Genomic DNA, 21,144 nt, shown 5'->3' with positions numbered 1-21,144 from the left:
AGTTTTTAGACTGGCGCACCGCTCAATGGTGGTCCTTCGTCACTTCTTACTCTTCCCCCGAGGTGGTTCATGTTTGGTATTGGTTATGGTGTGAATGCGTTTGTCAGCCACGCGGCTTCTTGGATGGGGCGGCAGTTGACCGCCGATACCTCCAAACCGGTTCCGCCGGGAACGGAATATGCCAGTGTTCACGAGCTCAGTGAACAAATGGCCAGGCCAGGCGGGCTCACATCGGAAGATCTGGTCACCTTCCTGCAGGCGCGCATTCGCAAACGCGACCCTGGATTAAACGCCATCATCGAACTCAACCCTCAAGCGCTGGAGATTGCTCGCGAGCTGGATCGCGAACGCGCCAGCGGCAAGGTGCGAGGACCGCTGCACAGCATTCCCGTACTCATCAAGGACAATATCGAGACGGGCGACACCCAGCAAACCAGCGCAGGCGCCTTTGGATTGGTGGGGGCTGCGGCGATCAAGGACGCATTTATCGTCGAACGCCTGCGCGAGCAAGGCGCAGTGATCCTGGGTAAAACCAACCTGACCGAACTGGCCGGCTTTCGCGGCAGCCGCGACGGCTTCAGCCAGCGGGGCGGGCAAACGCGCAACCCTCATCATGCGGATGCACCGGTGGGAGGGTCAAGCTCGGGCTCAGCCGTCGCGGTCGCCGCTGGTTTGGCGCCCTTGGCCGTCGGCACCGAAACTAATGGCTCGATCATGGTCCCGGCGGCGTTTAACGGAGTGGTTGGTTTCAAGCCGAGCGTGGGTTTGTTGAGCCGCAGCGGCATCATTCCTGCCAGTCATCGACAGGACACGCCGGGGCCGATGACGCGCTCGGTGTTTGATGCCGCGTTGTTGCTCAACGCCATGTCGGGCAGCGATCCTCAGGATTCAACCAATGTGGATGCTCCCAAGGGTATCGACTACACAGCGTTGCTCAAGCCTGGCGCCTTGAAGAATAAGCGTATTGGTTATCCCGCGACCTTTTCCGCGAATGGCGAAAACCTGCCGGTGGACAATAGCCCTCAATTTCAAAAAACGCTGGAAGTGCTTCGCGCACAAGGTGCAGTGCTGGTGCCGGTGAACGTGCGGTTGGCGGATGCATCACGGTATGGCGAGCTATTGTTTGCTGATGTGAAGAGTGAGTTGAATGATTATCTGGGCAAGCGCGCAGGGTTGCCGGTCAAGTCAGTTTCCGAGTTGATCGCGTTCAATGAAAAGCGCGATGGCAGCGACACCGACCACCAGCCGCTGCTCAAGGAAATCGACGCATCCACCCTGACATCCGAGGAGCGCAACCCGCTATGGGGCGCGCTTATCGAGGATTTCCGCAGCACAGTGGATGAGCTGATTGACGGGGAAACACTTGATGCAGTGGTGTCGGATTTTGAAACGAACAGCTATTTCGCGGTCGCAGTAGCCGGTTATCCAGGGATCTCGGTACCTTCCGGCAAAGACGAGCGCGGCGTGCCGGGCAGTGCATACTTCTTTGGTGCCCGCTGGACCGAACCCACGCTGCTGGCCGTAGCCCATGGCTACGAGGAGGCCGCGAAGACAGGTTCCAGGGCCGGGCATTGAGCAATAGGCGGCTGTTGGCGTTTACAAACTCAAGGGCCGCCGCCTCCTGGATATACACTCACTGCCATGGAGGGAAGCCATGGCCTATAAAATTCATATCCTCGGTGCTGCTGGGGCCGGCACTAGCACTTTGGGCAGGGCCTTGGCAGAACGTCTGAACATCCCTTACTTCGATGCCGACGACTTCTACTGGCAGCAAGCCGAGGTTCCCTTCAGCGCTGCCCGGCCCAAGGATGAACGCATCCGCCAGCTGCAGGAACAGACCGCCGGACTGGAAGGCTGGGTGTTGTCCGGTTCACTGTGCGGCTGGGGCGACCCGATGATCGCGCAGTTCACCCACGTGGTGTTCCTGCGCCTCCACCCGCAGGTACGCCTGCAGCGCCTGCGCATGAGGGAAGTGCAACGCTACGGGGATGAAATCCTGGAAGGGGGCAGCCGCTACGATAACAGCGTTGCCTTCCTGGCCTGGGCCGCACGTTACGACGACGGCAACCACAGCCTACGCAGCTTGCGTCGGCATGAAACCTGGTTGGCGGCGCTGGCCTGTCCGGTGATCCGGTTGGACTCTACGCACCATTCGGCTGAGGCGTTGGTGAATCAATTGATGCCACTGTTGAGCCCATCAGCCGCGAAATAATACTTGGGGCAGCGGGTTCGGTTGGGGAGGTGGTGAATCGCCGCACACTCATGCCCCACCCCGGTGCAAACCCCGGGAAAAATACCAACCCTTCAGCCTCCAACCGAAACGCCAATGCCAGACGGGTTTCATCACCCACGTCGCCCTGGCTTTCAAACTGTTGGATGGCATCCACCGTCACACCCGCCTGGCGGGCCAGCTCTTCGCGGCTCCAGCCCAACATCGTGCGGGCCTGTACGCTGTGTTTGGCGGTGAATTGATGCAGGACGATCTGCTGTTCTACGAAAGAGCTCATTGCCAGAGAGGACATGGGGTTTCTCCAGGATTCGACGGGGGAGGGCAAACTATACTGTGTTTTTGTACAGTTGTTTTGACCGCTCATCAACTGGGTTTTTATCGACCCACTATTCCAACCCCGGCGCCTCACGAATGATCAGATGATCCAGGTTCTCGATATTCGCGCTGAACACCCCGAACGTCTGCTCGGGGTTCTTCTTGCTGGGCACCTGTTTCAGCTCCGGCGTGACCCCATAGAAGAAACAATACAACGCCCGTTCACTGTCCGCCGCCGCCCTGATCTGCTCCAGGAACGCCTTGCGCTTGCGGTAGTTCTCGATGAGCTTTTTGCTCAGGTAGACGTTGACCGAGTAGGGCTTTTTGTCGAGCCATACTTTCTTTTCGAAGTCGATGCGAAAGCTGCTGGTGTAGTCCTTGATCGCTTTGATCTTGCCCCAGTAGATCAAACCCTTGTTGTCTTGCAGGTATTCGATTTTCTTGAAAAACGTCGAGTAAGTCGCGGTGTGTTCGCCGATCTTCAACGGCATGCTTTTGAGCTTTTCCTTGTCGTCGATGTTCGACACGTAACATTCCACCGGGTGGGCGAACACGCTGGTCTTGTCCGGGGTGGTGTCGCTCGAACTGACAGATTCGCCGCTGCGGCTTGAAGGTGTTTTCGCTGAATCTTGTGGGACCAATCCCTCGGTGCCGACCACCGCGGTTTTACGCTCGTACGTACGACGGGTCAGGACAAATTCCGATGGGAAATTGTCCTCACGCTCATCGTCGTTTTCGCCTGCTGCACCCTTGTGGAGGCTGGCATAGCGGCAGCCGTCGATATGCCGGGTGCTCGGTGTGTTTTTGAAGTGCGGGGTGCGCTGGTAGTTGACGTTCTTGGCGTTGAACGTGCTCAGCATATTGCCTGCTTCAAAGGCAGCGCGACAGGCATCGTTGGGACAGAGGAAACTGTCCTTGTCGGAGTCGAAGGTGTTGGTTTCGTCGAAATTCAGGTCTCGCACGTCATAGATCGACAGCTTGTCATCGAGACTCAGGCTGTAGGCCGTGTCGAATTTCATGGGGCTCGGGTCCGTGAGAGGTTTCGCTATTAATAGCGGGAACCCACGTAAATATCAGCAAGAACCTGCAACCCGCCTCAGCCTCGCAGGTTGAAGCGGTCGCCATCCTTGTGCTGACCGGCCGGTTTATCGGCTTCCTGCCCGAGCACTACGCCGCATCGCTCGTAAGGGAAGGGCGCCTGCGCGCACTGTGCCCGGATCATGTTCACCTGAGCACCGCGTTCAACCTGATCCTGCGCCACAACGCGCCAAGAAGCCCGCTGGTAAAAGCCTTTGCCACTGCCCTGGGCGTAAATCTCAAAGCCACCACATAAACCACTCGCCGAACACAGATCAAGGGGCTGAAAAAGGTCAAATGTGGGAGGTGTCGAGCTTTAGCGAGGCTGCGATGGGATCACCTCGATCCCCCGCCAACCCCACCAGCCGCATCACCGCTGCAACCGAGCCCGCTTTTTCTTCTTCGCATGAAAATGCCGAAAATGCGCATCCTGTGCCGCCGCTAACAACTCCCGATCCCCACGCGTATCGCCCCAGGCCCGCAGCCGATACTCGCCCAAATCGCCATACACCGCTTCCAGCCGCAGCACCTTATTCTCACACCGGCAGTTATTCCCGGTGAGCTTGCCGGTCAACACCCCGTCGACCACCTCAAGCTCGGTGCCAATCAACTTGATCCCAAGCCGATCGGCAAACGGCTGCAGCACCAACGCCGGCGACGCCGAGCACAGCGTCACCACCGCCCCCGAGCCCAGCTCCTGCTCCACCGACAGCACCCCGGCCGGACGCATCAACCGTGCCCAATTGCGCTGGCAATACTCCTCGGCCTTCTGCTGCACCCACGCCTTCTCCACCCCGGTCATAAAGGTGCGGATCAACTGCGCCTTCAACTCATCCCGGCTGATCTGCCGCAGCAAAAAGCGCAGCCCAGGCACCGCCAGCTTGACCATCCGGCCATAAAACTCGCCGGTGCCAAAGGCGAACTTGAGGAAGGGCACGAAACTGTCGTGGTGGGTCAGGGTGCCGTCGAAGTCAAAGACGGAAAGTACTTTGGCATCCACAGGGCCGGCTTCGAGCATGTCTGGGTTCACGGGTTGGCCTCGGTCCTATCTAGTATTTTTTTGAGCGTGCATCAGGTGTGACAGCAGGAGTCTACTCCCGTGCCAATCTTCCGACCTTGGCGTAAAGCCCCTCGGTGAAAGCCTCCGGGTCACTCGACCGGTGACAACGCTGATGGCAATTGGGGCACAAGGCTACAGCATTGGTGATGCGATCCGAACCCTTCTGGGCCAGGTGCTTGACGTGATGTACGTCAAGAAATGGCAATCCTCACGGATAGTCCATTTGTTCCAGTCGCTCAAGGGCCTTGTCCAGCGCTGTTCGTTGTTCGTATAACCTCAAGCGCAGGTCGAGACGCTGTTCTTCTTGCTTTGCGATTGTCAGCGCCGTGGGATTATCCCGTAGCTGTAGCGCCTGCTGATGGATCATTTCAATGTTGTTGGCGACGATGTTTACTGCTCTCTTCGCAGAAATTTTGTCTGCTTTGGCCATATGTTGGGCTTTCAACAAAATACCGCTTGCAATCAAACTACCGCCGGCTGCGGCGATGGTGTAGCTGACAAGTGCGGCGGCTAGTTTAAGGTCAGTAAAGTATTTAGCCGCTTCGCCATTAGCAGCGATCTCTTGCAAACTATAGGAAAGATATCCACCCACGAGTGCTAGAACAAAACCTGTGATGTAGAGGACGAACGGATTTCTGAAGACAAATCCACCGAGAAACATCCAGGCAGCCATTCCGAGTATCGTGATAATTAATAGCGTGGCGTAGAGCAGTTCCATTTGCTGATGTGACCTTCTAAATTCTATTTGCAAAAAAAGAGCTGCCCTTGGGCAGCTCTCTTTGGTGGTACTGACTTCAATCCCAGCTCAGCGCACCGCCGGTCTGGTACTCGATCACACGAGTCTCAAAGAAATTCTTCTCTTTCTTCAAGTCCATAATCTCGCTCATCCACGGGAACGGGTTCGTCGTCCCCGGATACTCTTCCTTCAAGCCAATCTGCGACAGGCGACGGTTAGCGATGAACTTCAAATAGTCTTCCATCATCGCCGCGTTCATCCCCAGCACGCCACGCGGCATGGTATCCCGCGCGTATTCAATCTCCAGCTGAGTCCCCTGCAGGATCATCTGGGTCGCTTCTTCCTTCATCTCGGCATCCCACAAATGCGGGTTTTCGATTTTGATCTGGTTGATCACGTCGATACCGAAGTTCAGGTGCATCGACTCATCGCGCAGGATGTACTGGAACTGCTCGGCCACGCCGGTCATTTTGTTGCGGCGGCCCATGGACAGGATCTGGGTGAAGCCGCAGTAGAAGAAGATGCCTTCCAGTACGCAGTAGTAAGCGACCAGGTTGCGCAGCAGTTCCTTGTCGGTGTCGACGGTGCCGGTTTCGAACTTTGGATCGGAGATCGAGCGGGTGTATTTCAGGCCCCAGGCTGCCTTTTTGGCGACCGATGGGATCTCGTGGTACATGTTGAAGATCTCGCCTTCATCCATGGCCAGCGATTCGATGCAGTACTGGTAGGCGTGGGTATGGATCGCTTCTTCGAAGGCCTGGCGCAGGATGTACTGGCGGCACTCCGGGTTGGTGATCAGGCGGTAGACGGCCAGCACCAGATTGTTGGCGACCAACGAATCCGCAGTGGAGAAGAAGCCGAGGTTGCGCATGACGATGCGGCGTTCGTCGTCGGTCAGGCCTTCGGGGTTTTTCCACAGGGCGATGTCGGCGGTCATGTTGACCTCTTGCGGCATCCAGTGGTTGGCGCAGCCGTCGAGGTACTTCTGCCAGGCCCAGTCGTACTTAAAGGGTACGAGTTGGTTGAGGTCGGCGCGGCAGTTGATCATGCGCTTTTCGTCAACGGCGACGCGGGCGGAGGCGCCTTCAAGTTCGGCGAGGCCTTCGGCGACGTCGAGTTTGTCCAGGGCAGCCTTGGCGCGCACGATGGCGGCGGAGTCACTGGCGGTGACGGCGCGGGCTTCGATGGCGGCGGCGGCGCCGGCACCGTCGAGGCGGTCCATGTTGGCTTCGGTGGCGTGGCCGGCGTTGGCGCCTTTGGTGGCTACTTCGCCGTCTTCTTCTTTGTCGAATTCGTCCCAGCTCAGCATGACGTGTCGTCTCCTGCGTGAGGGCTCAAAGGTGCCCGTGTGAAACCGGATGGTTGGGTGTTCACACGGCCCTCAGGCCGCGGTGGATCTTAAGGAATCGTTTGTTGCAACAGCTCGCGCAGGCAAATAAACGGAATTGGGTAACGGTGCTCTGCTTGAGGCTTGAGGGGCGGAGCGACAGGTGCATGCTCCAGCGCAGGCTCAAGGTCTGGCTCTTCGTCCCTGTGTAAAGGGATATTGCAGGCCCGATTTACCCGCGCATTATAGGGAAAAATTCGGCTTTGTGTTGCGGCGGATGGTCTCGGATCAGAGACAAAAAGGCGGCTATTTGAGCCAGAGTGAGGGTTTGCGGGGGTTTGATGGGGTAGGAAATTTTTGACGGGCGGTGGGCTATTTATTGTGGGGAAGAGGGGAGGGCTTTTTGAGGGCGGGAAGGGAGGACCGGTTCTTTGCCGCAAGAACGATTTCTTGCGGCGAATAAGATCCGGGTCTGTCTAACTAACGAAGTTGTTATCCGTTAGAGCAACCATTACCCATGACATGGTAATTAAGGATATGACGCTGACCTTGGGAGTCTTCATATTCCATCTTTACCGGTACAACTTCGCAGACTTCCGGGATATTGCTCATGGACAATACTTTGGCGACGTCCAGCTTGGTGCTGTAGGTGTAATCTTCAACAATCGGGGCGTTGTGGCCGGCCAGCTCGGTCGGGGCCTCGTCGGCCAGGGCGGCGGTGGCGCACAAGCTGCTGAGGGCCATAACTACGAGAGCTTTCATTTCTTTACTTACCTTCTTCAGGGCGAAAGGGGTCACGGGGCCCTTGTGAGGCCACGTGTGTAACTTAGGGTTGGTTAGTGCGGATTAACGTGCCTTCGTGGGGGCTGTTACGTTGTTAATCACTGCTGTGTTAATCAATGTGCCTTGGTTGGCGGAAGTAATTCTAGGCCTGCGGGTTATATTCATATACCCGTACTTTTGATAAAGACTATTGGCGGTTTTTGTAACAATCGCCTGGTAAAGGTTTTTTCACACAGCCGCAAAGCCCCGCAGGCTGCGGGCCAGAGCGGCAAAGGCGGATAGCAGGGCATTTTGTAGGGTCTTGTTACTACCATCGTCGAATGGTTCTATAGGTCCACCCCGGCTACAACTGGGCCATACAACAACAACTATGTCACCGAGGTAAGAAAGATGAGTGCGGCTTCCCTGTACCCCGTTCGCCCCGAAGTAGCAGCCAACACGCTGACCGACGAGGCGACCTACAAGGCCATGTACCAGCAGTCGGTGGTCAACCCCGATGGCTTCTGGCGCGAGCAAGCCAAGCGCCTTGACTGGGTCAAGCCTTTCACCGCGGTGAAGCAGACCTCTTTCGACGATCACCATGTCGACATCAAGTGGTTCGCCGATGGCACCCTGAACGTTTCCTACAACTGCCTGGACCGTCACCTCGCCGAGCGCGGCGACCAGGCGGCGATCATCTGGGAGGGTGATGACCCGGCCGAGAGCCGCACCATCACCTACCGCGAGTTGCACGAAGAAGTCTGCAAGTTCGCCAACGCCCTGCGCGGCCAGGATGTGCACCGTGGCGACGTGGTGACTATCTATATGCCGATGATCCCCGAAGCCGTGGTCGCCATGCTGGCGTGTACCCGCATCGGTGCGATCCATTCCGTGGTGTTCGGCGGCTTCTCGCCGGAGGCCCTGGCCGGTCGCATCATCGACTGTAAGTCGAAGGTGGTGATCACTGCCGATGAAGGCATTCGCGCGGGTAAGAAAATTCCGCTGAAGGCCAACGTCGACGACGCGCTGACCAACCCGGAAACCAGCAGTATCCAGAAGGTCATCGTGTGCAAGCGCACCAATGGTTCGATCAAGTGGAACCAGCATCGCGACATCTGGTACGAAGACCTGATGAAAGTGGCGGGCACCGTGTGTGCGCCAAAAGAGATGGGCGCCGAAGAAGCGCTGTTCATCCTCTACACCTCCGGTTCCACCGGCAAGCCTAAAGGCGTGCAGCACACCACCGGCGGCTACCTGTTGTACGCAGCCCTGACCCACGAGCGCGTATTCGACTACCGCCCGGGCGAAATCTACTGGTGCACCGCCGACGTCGGCTGGGTCACCGGCCATACCTATATTGTCTACGGCCCGCTGGCCAATGGCGCGACCACCTTGCTGTTCGAAGGCGTGCCGAACTATCCGGACATCACCCGGGTGGGCAAGATCGTCGACAAGCACAAGGTCAATATCCTCTACACCGCCCCGACCGCGATCCGCGCGATGATGGCTTCCGGCACCGCTGCCTGCGAAGGCGTCGACGGCAGCAGCCTGCGCCTGTTGGGGTCGGTGGGTGAGCCGATCAACCCGGAAGCGTGGGACTGGTACTACAAGAACGTCGGCCAATCCCGTTGCCCGATCGTCGACACCTGGTGGCAGACCGAAACCGGCGCCACCCTGATGAGCCCGCTGCCGGGCGCCCATGCGCTCAAACCGGGTTCTGCCGCACGGCCGTTCTTCGGTGTGGTGCCGGCGCTGGTGGACAATCTAGGCAACATCATCGAAGGCGCCGCCGAAGGCAACCTGGTGATTCTCGACTCGTGGCCAGGCCAGGCCCGTACCCTGTACGGCGACCATGACCGGTTTGTCGACACGTACTTCAAGACCTTCCGTGGCATGTACTTCACCGGTGACGGCGCGCGTCGCGATGAAGACGGCTACTGGTGGATCACCGGCCGTGTGGATGACGTGTTGAACGTATCCGGCCACCGCATGGGCACCGCCGAGATCGAAAGCGCCATGGTTGCCCACCCTAAAGTCGCCGAAGCGGCGGTGGTGGGTGTGCCGCACGACATCAAGGGCCAGGGCATCTATGTGTATGTGACCCTGAAGAATGGCGAAGAACCCACCGAAGCCTTGCGCCTGGAGCTGAAGAACTGGGTGCGCAAGGAAATCGGGCCGATTGCCTCGCCGGACGTGATCCAGTGGGCACCTGGCTTGCCGAAGACGCGCTCGGGGAAAATCATGCGTCGCATCCTGCGCAAGATTGCCACGGCCGAGTACGACGGCCTGGGCGATATTTCCACCCTGGCGGACCCAGGGGTAGTGGCGCATTTGATTGAGACACACAAGACCATGAACGTCGCGTAAGGCGGGCTGGTCAGACAAAGCCCCATTCGGTGTGAGCCGAGTGGGGCTTTTTTGTGAGTGAAATCGGTGGAGATCCAAGGTGGGTATGGGGGAGGAGCTGACAGATCCGCATGACGACCAGTCAAATAAATATCGGTTTTTTGCGTAGGAGGTTTCTGAATGTTACCGAGTGGCACAAATGTGTAACCTCTCGCCCAAACATGAGGCAAAGGGCTACGCTTATGCCCCGAAAAACCGCGCTTTAGACACCCCCGGAAATAAGATTAAACGCCACACTTGCCGTCCCAGAAGGGTTTGCGAATAATAGGCCCGCAATTTGCAGCGTCTACAGGTTTAATGTCTTTTGTCTCTGCATAAAATTCAGAGGCTGTCAATGTGTTGGAACCGCTTTCTCAGTGCTTCTGTAAATTGTTGTCGCATTGAGGAAATATCGGCTTCCGGCCTGTCGTTAGAATGCCGATCACTCGCTCGTCGTCTCCAGTGTTGAATTGGTGTAGGACGCAGCACCGCTATTCGGTTTCACTCAGTCGCATCGTGGGCCATGGCTCATACTGCTGTTTTGCCCTATACCGATGGAGTCCCAAGATGAAGAAACTCGTGCTGTTGGGCGCCCTGGCGCTGTCCGTGCTGTCCATGCAGGCTTTCGCTGAAGGCAAGCCTCTGAAAATTGGTATCGAAGCGGCTTACCCTCCGTTTGCCTCGAAGGCGCCGGATGGCAGCATCGTCGGGTTTGACTACGACATCGGCAACGCCCTGTGCGAAGAGATGAAGGTCAAGTGCACCTGGGTCGAGCAAGAGTTCGACGGCCTGATCCCGGCTTTGAAAGTGCGCAAGATCGACGCGATCCTGTCGTCCATGTCCATCACCGAAGATCGCAAGAAGTCCGTGGACTTCACCAACCGCTACTACCTGACCCCAGCGCGCCTGGTGTTGAAGGAAGGCACTGCGGTCAGCGACAGCCTGGATGAACTCAAAGGCAAGAAGATCGGCGTTCAGCGCGGTTCGATCCACGACCGTTTCGCCAAGGAAGTCCTCGCACCTAAAGGCGCCACCATTGTTCCTTATGGCTCGCAGAACGAAATCTACCTCGACGTGGAAGCGGGTCGCCTCGACGGCACCGTGGCCGACGCCACCCTGTTGCAGGAAGGTTTCCTCGATACGCCAGCCGGTAAAGGCTATGCGTTCACTGGCCCAGCATTCACCGACGTCAAGTACTTCGGTGACGGCGTAGGCATCGCCGTGCGCAAAGGCGACAAGGAAAACCTGGACCGTATCAACGCTGCCATCGCCGCGATCCGTGCCAATGGCAAGTACAAAGAAATCGAGAAAAAGTACTTCAACTTCGATATTTACGGCCCTGAAGCCAAGTAAGTACTCGTAGCTGTCTGTCCTGAAATGGCGCAAGCAACAGAATTCCTGCGGTTTGCGCCATTTTTTCATCCCCCTTTTCGAGGACCTGAATCATGTTGAAAGGCTACGGGGCCGTCATCCTCGATGGCGCATGGTTGACGCTTCAGCTCGCCTTGTCGTCCATGGCCTTGGCCATTGTTCTGGGTCTGATCGGGGTCGCGTTACGCCTGTCGCCGGTGCGCTGGTTGGCCTGGCTGGGTGACTTGTACTCCACGGTGATCCGCGGGATCCCCGACCTGGTGCTGATCCTGCTGATTTTCTACGGTGGTCAGGACCTTCTTAACCGCGTCGCGCCGATGCTCGGCTATGACGACTATATCGACTTGAACCCCTTGGCCGCCGGTATCGGCACCCTGGGTTTCATCTTTGGCGCCTACCTGTCGGAAACCTTCCGTGGCGCCTTCATGGCCATCCCCAAGGGCCAGGCCGAAGCCGGCCTTGCGTATGGCATGAGCAGCTTCCAGGTGTTTTTCCGGGTAATGGTGCCGCAGATGATCCGGCTGGCGATCCCCGGGTTTACCAACAACTGGCTGGTACTCACCAAGGCCACCGCGCTGATCTCGGTGGTGGGCCTGCAAGACATGATGTTCAAGGCCAAGCAGGCGGCTGATGCCACCCGCGAGCCTTTTACCTTCTTCCTCGCAGTGGCGGCGATGTACCTGGTGATCACCAGCGTGTCGTTGCTGGCGCTGCGTCATCTTGAGAAGCGCTACTCGGTAGGCGTAAGGGCGGCTGATCTATGATCTTCGACTACAACGTCATCTGGGAGGCCATGCCGCTGTACCTTGGCGGCCTGCTGACCACCCTGAAATTGCTCGCCATCTCGCTGTTCTTCGGCCTGCTCGCCGCCTTGCCCCTGGGCTTGATGCGTGTGTCCAAGCAACCGGTCGTGAACGGTGTGGCCTGGCTCTACACCTACGTGATCCGCGGCACGCCGATGCTGGTGCAGCTGTTCCTGATCTACTACGGCCTGGCGCAATTCGAAGCGGTGCGCGAGAGCTTCCTGTGGCCGCTGCTGTCCAGCGCGACCTTCTGCGCGTGCCTGGCCTTTGCGATCAACACCAGCGCCTACACCGCCGAGATCATTGCCGGTAGCCTCAAGGCCACCCCCAATGGCGAGATCGAAGCGGCCAAGGCCATGGGCATGTCGCGCTACAAGCTGTACCGCCGCATCCTGCTGCCGTCGGCCCTGCGCCGCGCGCTGCCGCAGTACAGCAACGAAGTGATCATGATGCTGCAGACCACCAGCCTCGCGTCCATCGTCACCCTGATCGACATCACCGGTGCCGCGCGCACGGTGAACGCGCAGTTCTACCTGCCGTTCGAAGCCTACATCACCGCCGGCGTGTTCTACCTGTGCCTGACCTTTATCCTGGTGCGCCTGTTCAAGTTGGCCGAGCGCCGCTGGCTGAGCTACCTGGCTCCACGGAAGCACTGATATGGAACGTATCGATCACCTGTTGCCCTGGGGCCACCTGGGCTGCGAGCGCCAGCTGAGCGTGTTCCGTTTCGGCAGCGGCGAGCGCAAGGCCTATATCCAGGCCAGCCTGCACGCTGATGAATTGCCCGGTATGCGCGCCGCATGGGAGCTGAAAAAACGCCTCGCCGAACTTGAAGCGCAAGGTGCCCTCAACGGCGTGATCGAGTTGGTGCCGGTGGCCAACCCGATGGGCCTGGGCCAGTTGCTGCAAGGCAGCCACCAGGGCCGTTTCGAGGTGGGCAGCGGCAAGAATTTCAACCGCGATTTCGTTGAGTTGAGCGAGCCGGTGGCCGAGTTGCTCACTGGCAAGCTGGGGGATGACCCTCACGCCAATGTGCGCATGATTCGCCAGGCGATGGCCGATGCGCTCAACGCATTGCCCGAGCCGAGCAGTCAGTTGCAAGGCATGCAGCGCCTGTTGCTGAGCCATGCGTGCACGGCCGACATCGTCCTTGACCTGCACTGCGACGCCGAAGCCGCGCTGCACATGTACGCGCTGCCCCAGCACTGGCCGCAGTGGCGTTCGTTGTCGGCGCACTTGAATGTGAAAGTCGGTTTGCTCGCGGAAGATTCCGGTGGCAGCTCGTTTGATGAGGCTTGCTCGTTGCCGTGGCTGCGTCTGTCCCGGACCTTCCCCGACGCGCAGATCCCGCTGGCCTGCCTGGCGACGACCCTGGAGTTGGGCGGTCAAGCGGACACCGGCCGTGACGAAGCGATTTTCCACGCCGAAGGCATCCTCGCGTTTCTCGCCGAACAAGGCCTGATCAAGGGCGAATGGCCGGCGCCGCAACACGAACCGTGCGAAGGCGTGCCTTTCGAAGGCACCGAATTGCTGTTCGCGCCCCACGCCGGGGTGATCAGTTACCTGCGTAAAGCCGGGGACTGGATCGAGAAGGGCGAGCCGATTTTTGAAGTGATTGATCCCCTGGAAGACCGCGTAAGCACGATGTGCGCGGGCACTTCGGGGGTGTTGTTTGCCGTTGAACGGCTACGTTATGCCCAAGCGGGTTTCTGGCTGGCCAAGGTGGCGGGGCGCGAAGCGCTGCGTCACGGGCGCTTGCTCAACGACTGACCACCTGTTTTTGTGAGAACCGACCGCATGTACAAACTTGAAGTCCAAGACCTGCATAAACGCTATGGCAGTCATGAAGTGCTCAAAGGCGTGTCCCTGGCCGCCGCGGCCGGTGATGTGATCAGCATCATCGGTTCCAGTGGTTCGGGCAAAAGTACTTTTTTGCGCTGCATCAACCTGCTGGAGCAACCCCACGCCGGCAAGATCCTGCTCAATAACGAAGAGCTGAAACTGGTGGCCAGCAAGGACGGCGCCATGAAGGCCGCCGACCCGAAACAGCTGCAACGCATGCGCTCGCGCCTGTCGATGGTGTTCCAGCATTTCAACCTGTGGTCGCATATGACTGCGCTGGAAAACGTGATGGAAGCGCCGGTGCACGTGCTGGGCATGTCGAAAAAAGACGCCCGTGAAAAGGCCGAGCACTACCTGGCCAAAGTCGGCGTGGGCCACCGTAAGGATGCGTTCCCGGGCCATATGTCCGGTGGCGAGCAGCAGCGCGTGGCGATTGCCCGTGCCCTGGCGATGGAACCGGAGGTGATGCTGTTCGACGAACCCACCTCCGCGCTGGACCCAGAGCTGGTGGGCGAAGTGCTCAAGGTCATGCAGGACCTGGCCCAGGAAGGCCGCACCATGGTGGTGGTGACCCACGAAATGGGTTTTGCCCGGGAAGTGTCGAACCAACTGGTGTTCCTGCACAAAGGCATCGTGGAAGAGCGTGGCAATCCGCGGGAAGTGCTGGTCAACCCGCAGTCCGAGCGCTTGCAGCAGTTCCTGTCCGGCAGCTTGAAATAATCAAGGCCGCTGCTCCCCCCTGTAGGAGCGAGCTTGCTCGCGAAGATCGTCAACGATAACGCGGGAAGCCTGATACCCCCTGGTGTTCTCAGGTTTTTCGCGAGCAAGCTCGCTCCTACAGGAAAGCAGGTCTTCATCGTTTTTAAGCTTTGTGTTGGTTTACGGGCTAGCATTGGCCTTTGTCTTCATTACTGTTACTCGCTTCGGATAGCACTCCATGACCGCCCACAAAATTGGTTTCCTGATTTGGCCCAGCACAAAAGCACTCACGCTTGCGCTGGCTGAGGAGGCCTTGCGCGTTGCTCAGCGGGTGCATCCGGACGTGGTCTACGAGCTGTCGTTCCTGCTCGCAGAGCCGGCCACCGAAGGCGCCTGGCAACTGCCGGGCGAACCGTGGGCGGGCAAGCTGGAAGGTTTGCAGAAATTGTTCCTGCTGGCGGATGAGCCGCCCACCGTTATCGCCTCCCAACTGAGCACCGCCCTCAAGCAACTGGTGCGCGCCGGGTGTGTGATCGGTGGTTTGTCGGCCGGTGTGTACCCGTTGGCCCAGCTCGGCCTGCTCGACGGCTACCGCGCCGCCGTGCACTGGCGCTGGCAGGATGATTTTGCCGAGCGTTTCCCCAAGGTGATCGCCACCAGCCATCTGTTCGACTGGGACCGGGATCGCCTGACCGCCTGCGGCGGCATGTCGGTACTCGACCTGCTGCTGGCGGTGCTGGCCCGTGACCACGGTGCCGAACTGGCCGGTGCGGTGTCGGAAGAACTGGTGGTGGAGCGCATCCGCGAAGGCGGCGAGCGCCAGCGCATCCCGCTGCAAAACCGCCTGGGCTCCAGCCATCCGAAGCTGACCCAGGCCGTGCTGTTGATGGAAGCCAATATCGAAGAGCCGCTGACCACCGACGAAATCGCCCAGCACGTGTGCGTATCGCGACGACAACTGGAGCGGATCTTCAAGCAATACCTCAACCGCGTTCCCAGCCAGTACTACCTGGAACTGCGCCTGAACAAGGCCCGCCAGATGCTGATGCAAACCAGCAAGTCGATCATCCAGATCGGCCTGTCCTGCGGTTTCTCCTCGGGGCCGCACTTCTCCAGCGCCTACCGCAACTTCTTTGGCGCCACCCCGCGTGAAGACCGCAACCAGCGGCGCAGCAGCAGCCCGTTCGAACTCTCGTCGGTGCCGTCCGAACGCGGTTGAGGTGTGCACGCTCGACGTGATGTGTCGCACCCATTGAGCCACTGCTCTGCAGACTGCCGAAAACCCCAGTATCCGTTTAAACTGCGCCATTGCGACGCTATTTGTCGCATTGGCGTAAACCCGCGTAAAACGGGGGTTGGCGCTATAAGAAGTTGTCGCTTGGCGGCAAGGCCGCGCTGAAAACTGTCCTTACAATCCCTGCATCGCCCGCCAGTTTCAGGCAGGCGTTCCTCTTCAGGAGACTCCGATGTCCGTTGAGCAAGCCCCGGTGCAACGTGCCGATTTCGACCAAGTCATGGTTCCCAACTATGCACCTGCCGCCTTCATTCCCGTGCGTGGCGCAGGTTCGCGCGTGTGGGATCAGGCGGGTCGTGAGCTGATCGATTTTGCCGGCGGCATCGCGGTCAACGTATTGGGCCACGCCCACCCGGCGCTGGTCGGCGCACTGACCGAACAGGCCAACAAGCTGTGGCACGTCTCCAACGTCTTCACCAACGAGCCGGCTCTGCGCCTGGCCCATAAGCTGATCGACGCCACGTTTGCCGAGCGCGTGTTCTTCTGCAACTCCGGCGCCGAAGCCAACGAGGCCGCGTTCAAGCTGGCCCGTCGCGTGGCGTTCGACCGTTTCGGTACCGAGAAGTACGAGATCATTGCCGCGCTCAACAGCTTCCACGGCCGTACCCTGTTCACCGTTAACGTCGGTGGCCAGTCGAAATACTCCGATGGTTTCGGGCCTAAGATCACCGGCATCACCCACGTTCCCTACAACGACCTGGAAGCGCTGAAAGCCGCCGTGTCGGACAAGACCTGCGCCGTGGTGCTGGAACCGATCCAGGGCGAAGGCGGCGTACTGCCGGCCGAACTGGCTTACCTGCAAGGTGCCCGCGAACTCTGCGACGCCAACAATGCGCTGCTGGTGTTCGACGAAGTGCAGACCGGCATGGGCCGCAGCGGCCACCTGTTTGCCTACCAGCACTACGGCGTGGTGCCCGACATCCTCACCAGTGCCAAGAGCCTGGGAGGCGGTTTCCCGATCGCGGCGATGCTCACCCGTGAAGACCTGGCCAAGCACCTGGTGGTCGGCACCCACGGCACCACCTACGGCGGTAACCCGCTGGCGTGTGCGGTGGCCGAAGCGGTCATCGACGTGATCAACACCCCTGAGGTGCTGGCCGGCGTCAACGCCAAGCACGACCTGTTCAAGGCGCGCCTGGAGCAGATCGGCAAGCAATACGGCATCTTCACCGAAGTGCGCGGCATGGGCCTGTTGATCGGTTGCGTATTGAGCGATGCGTTCAAAGGCAAGGCCAAGGACGTGTTCAACGCGGCCGAGAAAGAAAACCTGATGATCCTGCAAGCCGGCCCGGACGTGGTGCGTTTTGCCCCGAGCCTGGTGGTGGAAGACGCGGACATCAACGAAGGCCTGGATCGCTTCGAACGTGCGGTAAAAACGTTGACCCAAGCCTGATAGCGACACCTTCTGCCGGCTGGACTGGGTCAAAAATGTGGGAGGGGGCTTGCCCCCGATAGCAATCTGTCAGTTGATGCATCTGGTGACTGATACACCGCTATCGGTGGCAAGCCCCCTCCCACACTGGAATATGCCCCACATGAAGATATGGGGCGCTCCTGACCTGTTCGGTATTTTTTTCCTTTGAGTTCTAGAGTTAAGGAGTGACACCATGCTGGTGATGCGCCCCGCGCAAATGGCTGATCTGGGCGAGGTACAGCGTCTGGCTGCGGACAGCCCGATTGGTGTCACCTCCTTGCCGGATGATGTGGAACGCCTGAGCGACAAGATCGCCGCCAGCGAAGCGTCCTTCGCGGCCGAGGTGAGTTTCAACGGCGAAGAAAGCTATTTCTTCGTGCTCGAAGACACCGAGACCGGCAAGCTCGCAGGCTGCTCGGCCATCGTTGCCTCGGCCGGTTACTCGGAGCCTTTCTACAGTTTTCGTAACGAGACCTTCGTGCACGCCTCCCGCGAGCTGAAGATCCACAACAAGATTCACGTGCTTTCCCAGTGCCACGACCTCACCGGCAACAGCCTGCTCACCAGCTTCTACGTGGTGCCGGAGCTGGTCGGTTCGCCGTGGTCGGAACTCAATTCCCGTGGCCGCCTGTTGTTCGTCGCCAGCCACCCCGAGCGCTTTGCCGACTCGGTGGTGACCGAGATTGTCGGCTACAGCGACGAGAACGGCGATTCGCCGTTCTGGGACGCCATCGGCCGCAACTTCTTCGACCTCAACTACGCCGCCGCCGAGCGCCTGTGCGGGCTGAAAAGCCGGACGTTCCTCGCCGAGCTGATGCCGCATTACCCGATCTACGTGCCGCTGCTGCCGGACGAAGCCCAGGAAGCCATGGGCCAGGTGCACCCGCGTGCCCAGATCACCTTCGACATCCTGATGCGCGAAGGCTTCGAGACTGACCACTACATCGACATCTTCGACGGCGGCCCAACGCTGCACGCACGGGTCTCGGGCATTCGCTCGATCGCCCAGAGCCGTGTGGTGCCGGTGAAGATCGGCGAGATGGTCAAGGGTGTCGGCCGCCAGTACCTGGTGAGCAACGCGCAGCTACAGGATTACCGCGCGGTGATGCTGGAGCTGGACTACGCGCCCGGCAAGCCGGTGACCCTGGACCTGGCAGCGGCCGAGGCGCTGGGCGTTGGCGAAGGTGCCAGCGTCCGACTGGTTGCGGTTTAAACACAGAGTTTCGCGGGTGGCTGCCAAACAGCGGCCCGTCTGAGGAGATAGCATGATCGTTCGTCCCGTACGCAGCAGCGATTTACCGGCCCTGATTGATCTGGCGCGCAGCACCGGCACCGGCCTCACCACGTTGCCGGCCAACGAAGAGCGCCTGACCCACCGGGTTGGCTGGGCCGAAAAAACCTTTCGCGGCGACGCCGGGCGTGGGGATGCCGACTACCTGTTCGTGCTGGAAAACGACGAAGGCCGCGTGGTGGGGATTTCCGCCATCGCCGGTGCCGTCGGCCTGCGCGAGCCCTGGTACAACTTCCGGGTCGGCCTGACGGTCAGCGCCTCCCAGGAACTGAATATCTACCGTGAGATTCCGACGCTGTTCTTGGCCAACGACCTCACCGGCAACTCCGAGCTGTGCTCGTTGTTCCTGCATGCCGATTACCGCAACGGCCTCAACGGCCGCATGTTGGCCAAGGCGCGCCTGCTGTTTATCGCCGAGTTCCCGCAGTTGTTCGGCAACAAGATCATCGCCGAGATGCGTGGCGTGTCCAACGACGCCGGGCGTTCGCCGTTCTGGGAAAGCCTGGGCCGGCACTTCTTCAAGATGGAGTTCAGCCAGGCCGACTACCTCACCGGCGTGGGCAACAAGGCGTTTATCGCTGAGCTGATGCCCAAGTTTCCGTTGTACAGCTGCTTCCTCTCCGAAGACGCGCGCAACGTGATCGGCAAGGTCCACCCGGACACCGAGCCGGCGCTGAGCATGCTCAAGAGCGAAGGCTTCAGCTACCAGGGCTACGTCGATATTTTCGACGCCGGCCCGGCAGTGGAGTGCGAGACCGCCAAGATCCGTGCGGTACGCGACAGCCAATCGTTGGTGTTGGCCATCGGCACACCGGGGGACGACGCCACGCCGTTCCTGATCCATAACCGCAAACGCGAAGATTGCCGCATCACCGCCGCACCGGCACGCCTGGCGGCAGGCACGCTGGTGGTCGATCTGCAAACCGCCAAGCGCCTGCAACTGGTGGTGGGTGATCAAGTGCGTGCCGTACCGTTGTCTGCTGCTCGGGAGTCGAAATAATGAATTCGCTGTATATCGCAGGTAGCTGGCTGGCTGGCCAGGGTGAACTGTTTGAATCGCGTAATCCGGTGACCCAGCAGGTGCTGTGGGCTGGCAATAGCGCGACGGTCGAGCAGGTCGAGTCGGCCGTGCAGGCCGCGCGCCAGGCGTTCCCGGCCTGGGCCCGGCGCCCGCTGGAAGAGCGCATCGGCGTGCTGGAAGCCTTCGCCGCGAGCCTGAAAAACCGCGCCGATGAAATTGCCCGCTGCATCGGTGAAGAGACCGGCAAGCCGCTGTGGGAGTCGGCCACCGAAGTCACCAGCATGGCCAACAAGATCGCAATCTCGGTGCAAAGCTACCGCGAGCGTACCGGCGAGAAGAGCGGCCCACTGGGCGACGCCACCGCCGTATTGCGCCACAAGCCCCACGGCGTGGTGGCGGTGTTTGGTCCTTACAACTTCCCGGGTCACCTGCCCAACGGGCATATCGTTCCGGCGTTGCTGGCGGGTAACACCGTACTGTTCAAACCCAGCGAGCTGACCCCGAAAGTCGCCGAGCTGACAGTGCAGTGCTGGATCGAAGCCGGTTTGCCGGCGGGCGTGTTGAACCTGTTGCAAGGCGCGCGGGAGACCGGCATTGCGTTGGCGGCCAACCCAGGCATCGACGGTTTGTTCTTCACCGGCTCGAGCCGCACCGGCAATCATCTGCACCAGCAGTTCTCCGGGCGCCCGGACAAGATCCTGGCCCTGGAAATGGGCGGCAACAACCCGCTGGTGGTGGACGAAGTGGCCGACGTGGATGCGGCGGTCTACACCATCATTCAATCGGCGTTTATCTCTGCGGGCCAGCGTTGCACCTGCGCGCGTCGCCTGCTGGTGCCGGAAGGCGCCTGGGGCGATGCGTTGCTGGCGCGGCTGGTGGCGGTGAGTGCGACGATTGAAGTCGGCGCATTCGACCAGCAACCGCCGCCGTTCATGGGCTCGGTGATTTCCCTGGCAGCGGCGAAAGCCTTGATGGACGCCCAGGAGCTGATGTTGGCCAATGGCGCTGTGGCGCTGTTGGAGATGACCCAGCCACAGGACCAGGCCGCCTTACTGACCCCAGGCATCATCGACGTGACCGGCGTGACCGAGCGCGAAGACGAAGAACTGTTCGGCCCGCTGTTGCAGGTGATCCGCTACGCTGATTTCGCGGCGGCGATTGCCGAGGCCAACAATACCCAGTACGGCCTGGCCGCGGGTTTGTTGTCCGATTCCGAAGCGCGTTACCAGCAGTTCTGGCTGGAAAGCCGTGCCGGCATCGTCAACTGGAACAAACAGCTGACCGGCGCCGCCAGCACTGCGCCGTTCGGTGGGGTAGGGGCCTCGGGCAACCATCGCGCCAGTGCGTATTACGCGGCGGATTATTGTGCGTACCCGGTGGCGTCGCTTGAAACGCCAAGCCTGGTGGTCCCGGCCACGCTAAGCCCCGGCATTACGCTGATCTAAATGTGGGAGGGGGCTTGCTCCCGATGGCGGTGTGTCAGTCACCTGATTGATCAACTGACAGACTGCTATCGG

General features: G+C 59.8%; 19 protein-coding genes and 3 pseudogenes. 15 read left to right on the top strand and 7 right to left on the bottom strand.

The features are described 5' to 3' along the window. The first annotated feature begins 69 nt into the window (after nucleotides 1-69). Together J1G35_RS27090 and J1G35_RS27085 are read left to right on the top strand one after the other, a co-directional pair. The gene (locus J1G35_RS27090) at nucleotides 70-1,575 is read left to right on the top strand and encodes an amidase family protein (protein WP_223016518.1); all 1,506 of its coding nucleotides are present in this window, start codon (nucleotides 70-72) and stop codon (nucleotides 1,573-1,575) included. Between the two features lie 79 nt (nucleotides 1,576-1,654). Beyond that, nucleotides 1,655-2,212, top strand: coding sequence for an AAA family ATPase (locus J1G35_RS27085; RefSeq protein WP_223016517.1), 558 nt, complete (start codon nucleotides 1,655-1,657; stop codon nucleotides 2,210-2,212). Here J1G35_RS27085 and J1G35_RS27080 read toward each other — a convergent pair. Both J1G35_RS27080 and J1G35_RS27075 read right to left on the bottom strand, forming a co-directional pair. After that, on the bottom strand, nucleotides 2,142-2,522 hold the full coding sequence (locus tag J1G35_RS27080) for a helix-turn-helix transcriptional regulator (RefSeq protein WP_082341064.1): 381 nt from the start codon (nucleotides 2,520-2,522) through the stop codon (nucleotides 2,142-2,144). The two genes, J1G35_RS27085 and J1G35_RS27080, sit on opposite strands and share 71 nt — an antisense overlap. Before the next feature lie 94 nt (nucleotides 2,523-2,616). Further along, nucleotides 2,617-3,564 (bottom strand): hypothetical protein, encoded by a 948-nt coding sequence (locus J1G35_RS27075; RefSeq protein ID WP_223016516.1) that lies wholly within the window; start codon nucleotides 3,562-3,564, stop codon nucleotides 2,617-2,619. Nucleotides 3,565-3,617: 53 nt separating this feature from the next. On the opposite strand from J1G35_RS27075, the pseudogene J1G35_RS27070 reads away from it, so the two are divergent. Beyond that, nucleotides 3,618-3,878 (top strand): annotated as a pseudogene (locus J1G35_RS27070) (LysR substrate-binding domain-containing protein); the annotation flags it as partial. Between the two features lie 114 nt (nucleotides 3,879-3,992). Here J1G35_RS27070 and J1G35_RS27065 read toward each other — a convergent pair. From J1G35_RS27065 to J1G35_RS27045, 5 genes and pseudogenes are all read right to left on the bottom strand, one after another. Beyond that, on the bottom strand, nucleotides 3,993-4,640 hold the full coding sequence (locus tag J1G35_RS27065; RefSeq protein WP_223016515.1) for an HAD-IB family hydrolase: 648 nt from the start codon (nucleotides 4,638-4,640) through the stop codon (nucleotides 3,993-3,995). 73 nt (nucleotides 4,641-4,713) lie between these two features. Next, a pseudogene (locus tag J1G35_RS27060) lies at nucleotides 4,714-4,890 on the bottom strand (HNH endonuclease); the annotation flags it as partial. After that, complete coding sequence (locus J1G35_RS27055; protein ID WP_092488876.1) at nucleotides 4,891-5,400, bottom strand: hypothetical protein; 510 nt, start codon at nucleotides 5,398-5,400, stop codon at nucleotides 4,891-4,893. Between the two features lie 76 nt (nucleotides 5,401-5,476). After that, the gene (locus J1G35_RS27050; protein WP_024077017.1) at nucleotides 5,477-6,727 is read right to left on the bottom strand and encodes a ribonucleotide-diphosphate reductase subunit beta; all 1,251 of its coding nucleotides are present in this window, start codon (nucleotides 6,725-6,727) and stop codon (nucleotides 5,477-5,479) included. 510 nt (nucleotides 6,728-7,237) lie between these two features. Next, nucleotides 7,238-7,507: a DUF2790 domain-containing protein gene (locus J1G35_RS27045; protein ID WP_053140035.1), complete on the bottom strand. Its 270-nt coding sequence runs from the start codon at nucleotides 7,505-7,507 to the stop codon at nucleotides 7,238-7,240. A gap of 411 nt (nucleotides 7,508-7,918) precedes the next feature. Between J1G35_RS27045 and acs the strand changes: the two genes are divergently transcribed. The 12 genes and pseudogenes from acs to astD all read left to right on the top strand — a co-directional run bounded on the left by acs (nucleotide 7,919) and on the right by astD (nucleotide 21,072). After that, a complete protein-coding gene (gene acs, locus J1G35_RS27040) occupies nucleotides 7,919-9,874 on the top strand; it encodes an acetate--CoA ligase (protein ID WP_053140037.1) in 1,956 nt (651 codons plus the stop codon). A gap of 585 nt (nucleotides 9,875-10,459) precedes the next feature. Further along, nucleotides 10,460-11,245 carry an ABC transporter substrate-binding protein gene (locus J1G35_RS27035; RefSeq protein ID WP_223016514.1) on the top strand — a complete coding sequence of 262 codons (786 nt, stop codon included), beginning with the start codon at nucleotides 10,460-10,462 and terminating at the stop codon, nucleotides 11,243-11,245. 92 nt (nucleotides 11,246-11,337) lie between these two features. After that, a complete protein-coding gene (locus tag J1G35_RS27030; RefSeq protein WP_010208305.1) occupies nucleotides 11,338-12,027 on the top strand; it encodes an ABC transporter permease in 690 nt (229 codons plus the stop codon). Beyond that, on the top strand, nucleotides 12,024-12,722 hold the full coding sequence (locus J1G35_RS27025; RefSeq protein WP_053140043.1) for an ABC transporter permease: 699 nt from the start codon (nucleotides 12,024-12,026) through the stop codon (nucleotides 12,720-12,722). The genes J1G35_RS27030 and J1G35_RS27025 overlap by 4 nt, the downstream gene beginning before the upstream one ends. Before the next feature lies 1 nt (nucleotide 12,723). Beyond that, entirely contained in the window at nucleotides 12,724-13,836 is a 1,113-nt protein-coding gene (locus J1G35_RS27020) for a succinylglutamate desuccinylase/aspartoacylase family protein (protein ID WP_053140045.1), read from the top strand. A 27-nt stretch (nucleotides 13,837-13,863) separates the two neighbouring features. Then, nucleotides 13,864-14,628 (top strand): ATP-binding cassette domain-containing protein, encoded by a 765-nt coding sequence (locus tag J1G35_RS27015; protein ID WP_053140048.1) that lies wholly within the window; start codon nucleotides 13,864-13,866, stop codon nucleotides 14,626-14,628. 9 nt (nucleotides 14,629-14,637) lie between these two features. Further along, a pseudogene (locus tag J1G35_RS31095) lies at nucleotides 14,638-14,748 on the top strand (outer membrane lipoprotein carrier protein LolA); the annotation flags it as partial. Nucleotides 14,749-14,845: 97 nt separating this feature from the next. Beyond that, nucleotides 14,846-15,826, top strand: a complete 981-nt coding sequence (argR, locus tag J1G35_RS27010) for a transcriptional regulator ArgR (protein ID WP_053140049.1) — start codon at nucleotides 14,846-14,848, stop codon at nucleotides 15,824-15,826. Between the two features lie 247 nt (nucleotides 15,827-16,073). Next, complete coding sequence (locus J1G35_RS27005; RefSeq protein WP_053140051.1) at nucleotides 16,074-17,294, top strand: aspartate aminotransferase family protein; 1,221 nt, start codon at nucleotides 16,074-16,076, stop codon at nucleotides 17,292-17,294. 214 nt (nucleotides 17,295-17,508) lie between these two features. After that, nucleotides 17,509-18,528, top strand: coding sequence for an arginine/ornithine succinyltransferase subunit alpha (aruF, locus tag J1G35_RS27000; protein WP_003175655.1), 1,020 nt, complete (start codon nucleotides 17,509-17,511; stop codon nucleotides 18,526-18,528). Nucleotides 18,529-18,580: 52 nt separating this feature from the next. Continuing rightward, nucleotides 18,581-19,606, top strand: coding sequence for an arginine N-succinyltransferase (gene astA, locus J1G35_RS26995; RefSeq protein ID WP_053140053.1), 1,026 nt, complete (start codon nucleotides 18,581-18,583; stop codon nucleotides 19,604-19,606). Continuing rightward, the gene (astD, locus tag J1G35_RS26990) at nucleotides 19,603-21,072 is read left to right on the top strand and encodes a succinylglutamate-semialdehyde dehydrogenase (RefSeq protein WP_223016528.1); all 1,470 of its coding nucleotides are present in this window, start codon (nucleotides 19,603-19,605) and stop codon (nucleotides 21,070-21,072) included. The genes astA and astD overlap by 4 nt, the downstream gene beginning before the upstream one ends. The last annotated feature ends 72 nt before the right edge of the window (nucleotides 21,073-21,144 follow it).

Source organism: Pseudomonas sp. SH10-3B, assembly GCF_019891415.1.
Classification (GTDB): domain Bacteria; phylum Pseudomonadota; class Gammaproteobacteria; order Pseudomonadales; family Pseudomonadaceae; genus Aquipseudomonas.
The sequence above is the reverse complement of the archived record's forward strand: the minus strand, read 5'-3'. Positions and strand labels throughout refer to the sequence as shown.

Excerpts from the sequence above, each read along its gene's own strand:
- J1G35_RS27090 (WP_223016518.1), top strand. The coding sequence starts at position 70 with ATGTTTGGTATTGGTTATGGTGTGAATGCGTTTGTCAGCCACGCGGCT.
- J1G35_RS27085 (WP_223016517.1), top strand. The coding sequence starts at position 1,655 with ATGGCCTATAAAATTCATATCCTCGGTGCTGCTGGGGCCGGCACTAGC.
- J1G35_RS27080 (WP_082341064.1), bottom strand. The coding sequence starts at position 2,522 with ATGTCCTCTCTGGCAATGAGCTCTTTCGTAGAACAGCAGATCGTCCTG.
- J1G35_RS27075 (WP_223016516.1), bottom strand. The coding sequence starts at position 3,564 with ATGAAATTCGACACGGCCTACAGCCTGAGTCTCGATGACAAGCTGTCG.
- J1G35_RS27065 (WP_223016515.1), bottom strand. The coding sequence starts at position 4,640 with ATGCTCGAAGCCGGCCCTGTGGATGCCAAAGTACTTTCCGTCTTTGAC.
- J1G35_RS27055 (WP_092488876.1), bottom strand. The coding sequence starts at position 5,400 with ATGGAACTGCTCTACGCCACGCTATTAATTATCACGATACTCGGAATG.
- J1G35_RS27050 (WP_024077017.1), bottom strand. The coding sequence starts at position 6,727 with ATGCTGAGCTGGGACGAATTCGACAAAGAAGAAGACGGCGAAGTAGCC.
- J1G35_RS27045 (WP_053140035.1), bottom strand. The coding sequence starts at position 7,507 with ATGAAAGCTCTCGTAGTTATGGCCCTCAGCAGCTTGTGCGCCACCGCC.
- acs (WP_053140037.1), top strand. The coding sequence starts at position 7,919 with ATGAGTGCGGCTTCCCTGTACCCCGTTCGCCCCGAAGTAGCAGCCAAC.
- J1G35_RS27035 (WP_223016514.1), top strand. The coding sequence starts at position 10,460 with ATGAAGAAACTCGTGCTGTTGGGCGCCCTGGCGCTGTCCGTGCTGTCC.
- J1G35_RS27030 (WP_010208305.1), top strand. The coding sequence starts at position 11,338 with ATGTTGAAAGGCTACGGGGCCGTCATCCTCGATGGCGCATGGTTGACG.
- J1G35_RS27025 (WP_053140043.1), top strand. The coding sequence starts at position 12,024 with ATGATCTTCGACTACAACGTCATCTGGGAGGCCATGCCGCTGTACCTT.
- J1G35_RS27020 (WP_053140045.1), top strand. The coding sequence starts at position 12,724 with ATGGAACGTATCGATCACCTGTTGCCCTGGGGCCACCTGGGCTGCGAG.
- J1G35_RS27015 (WP_053140048.1), top strand. The coding sequence starts at position 13,864 with ATGTACAAACTTGAAGTCCAAGACCTGCATAAACGCTATGGCAGTCAT.
- argR (WP_053140049.1), top strand. The coding sequence starts at position 14,846 with ATGACCGCCCACAAAATTGGTTTCCTGATTTGGCCCAGCACAAAAGCA.
- J1G35_RS27005 (WP_053140051.1), top strand. The coding sequence starts at position 16,074 with ATGTCCGTTGAGCAAGCCCCGGTGCAACGTGCCGATTTCGACCAAGTC.
- aruF (WP_003175655.1), top strand. The coding sequence starts at position 17,509 with ATGCTGGTGATGCGCCCCGCGCAAATGGCTGATCTGGGCGAGGTACAG.
- astA (WP_053140053.1), top strand. The coding sequence starts at position 18,581 with ATGATCGTTCGTCCCGTACGCAGCAGCGATTTACCGGCCCTGATTGAT.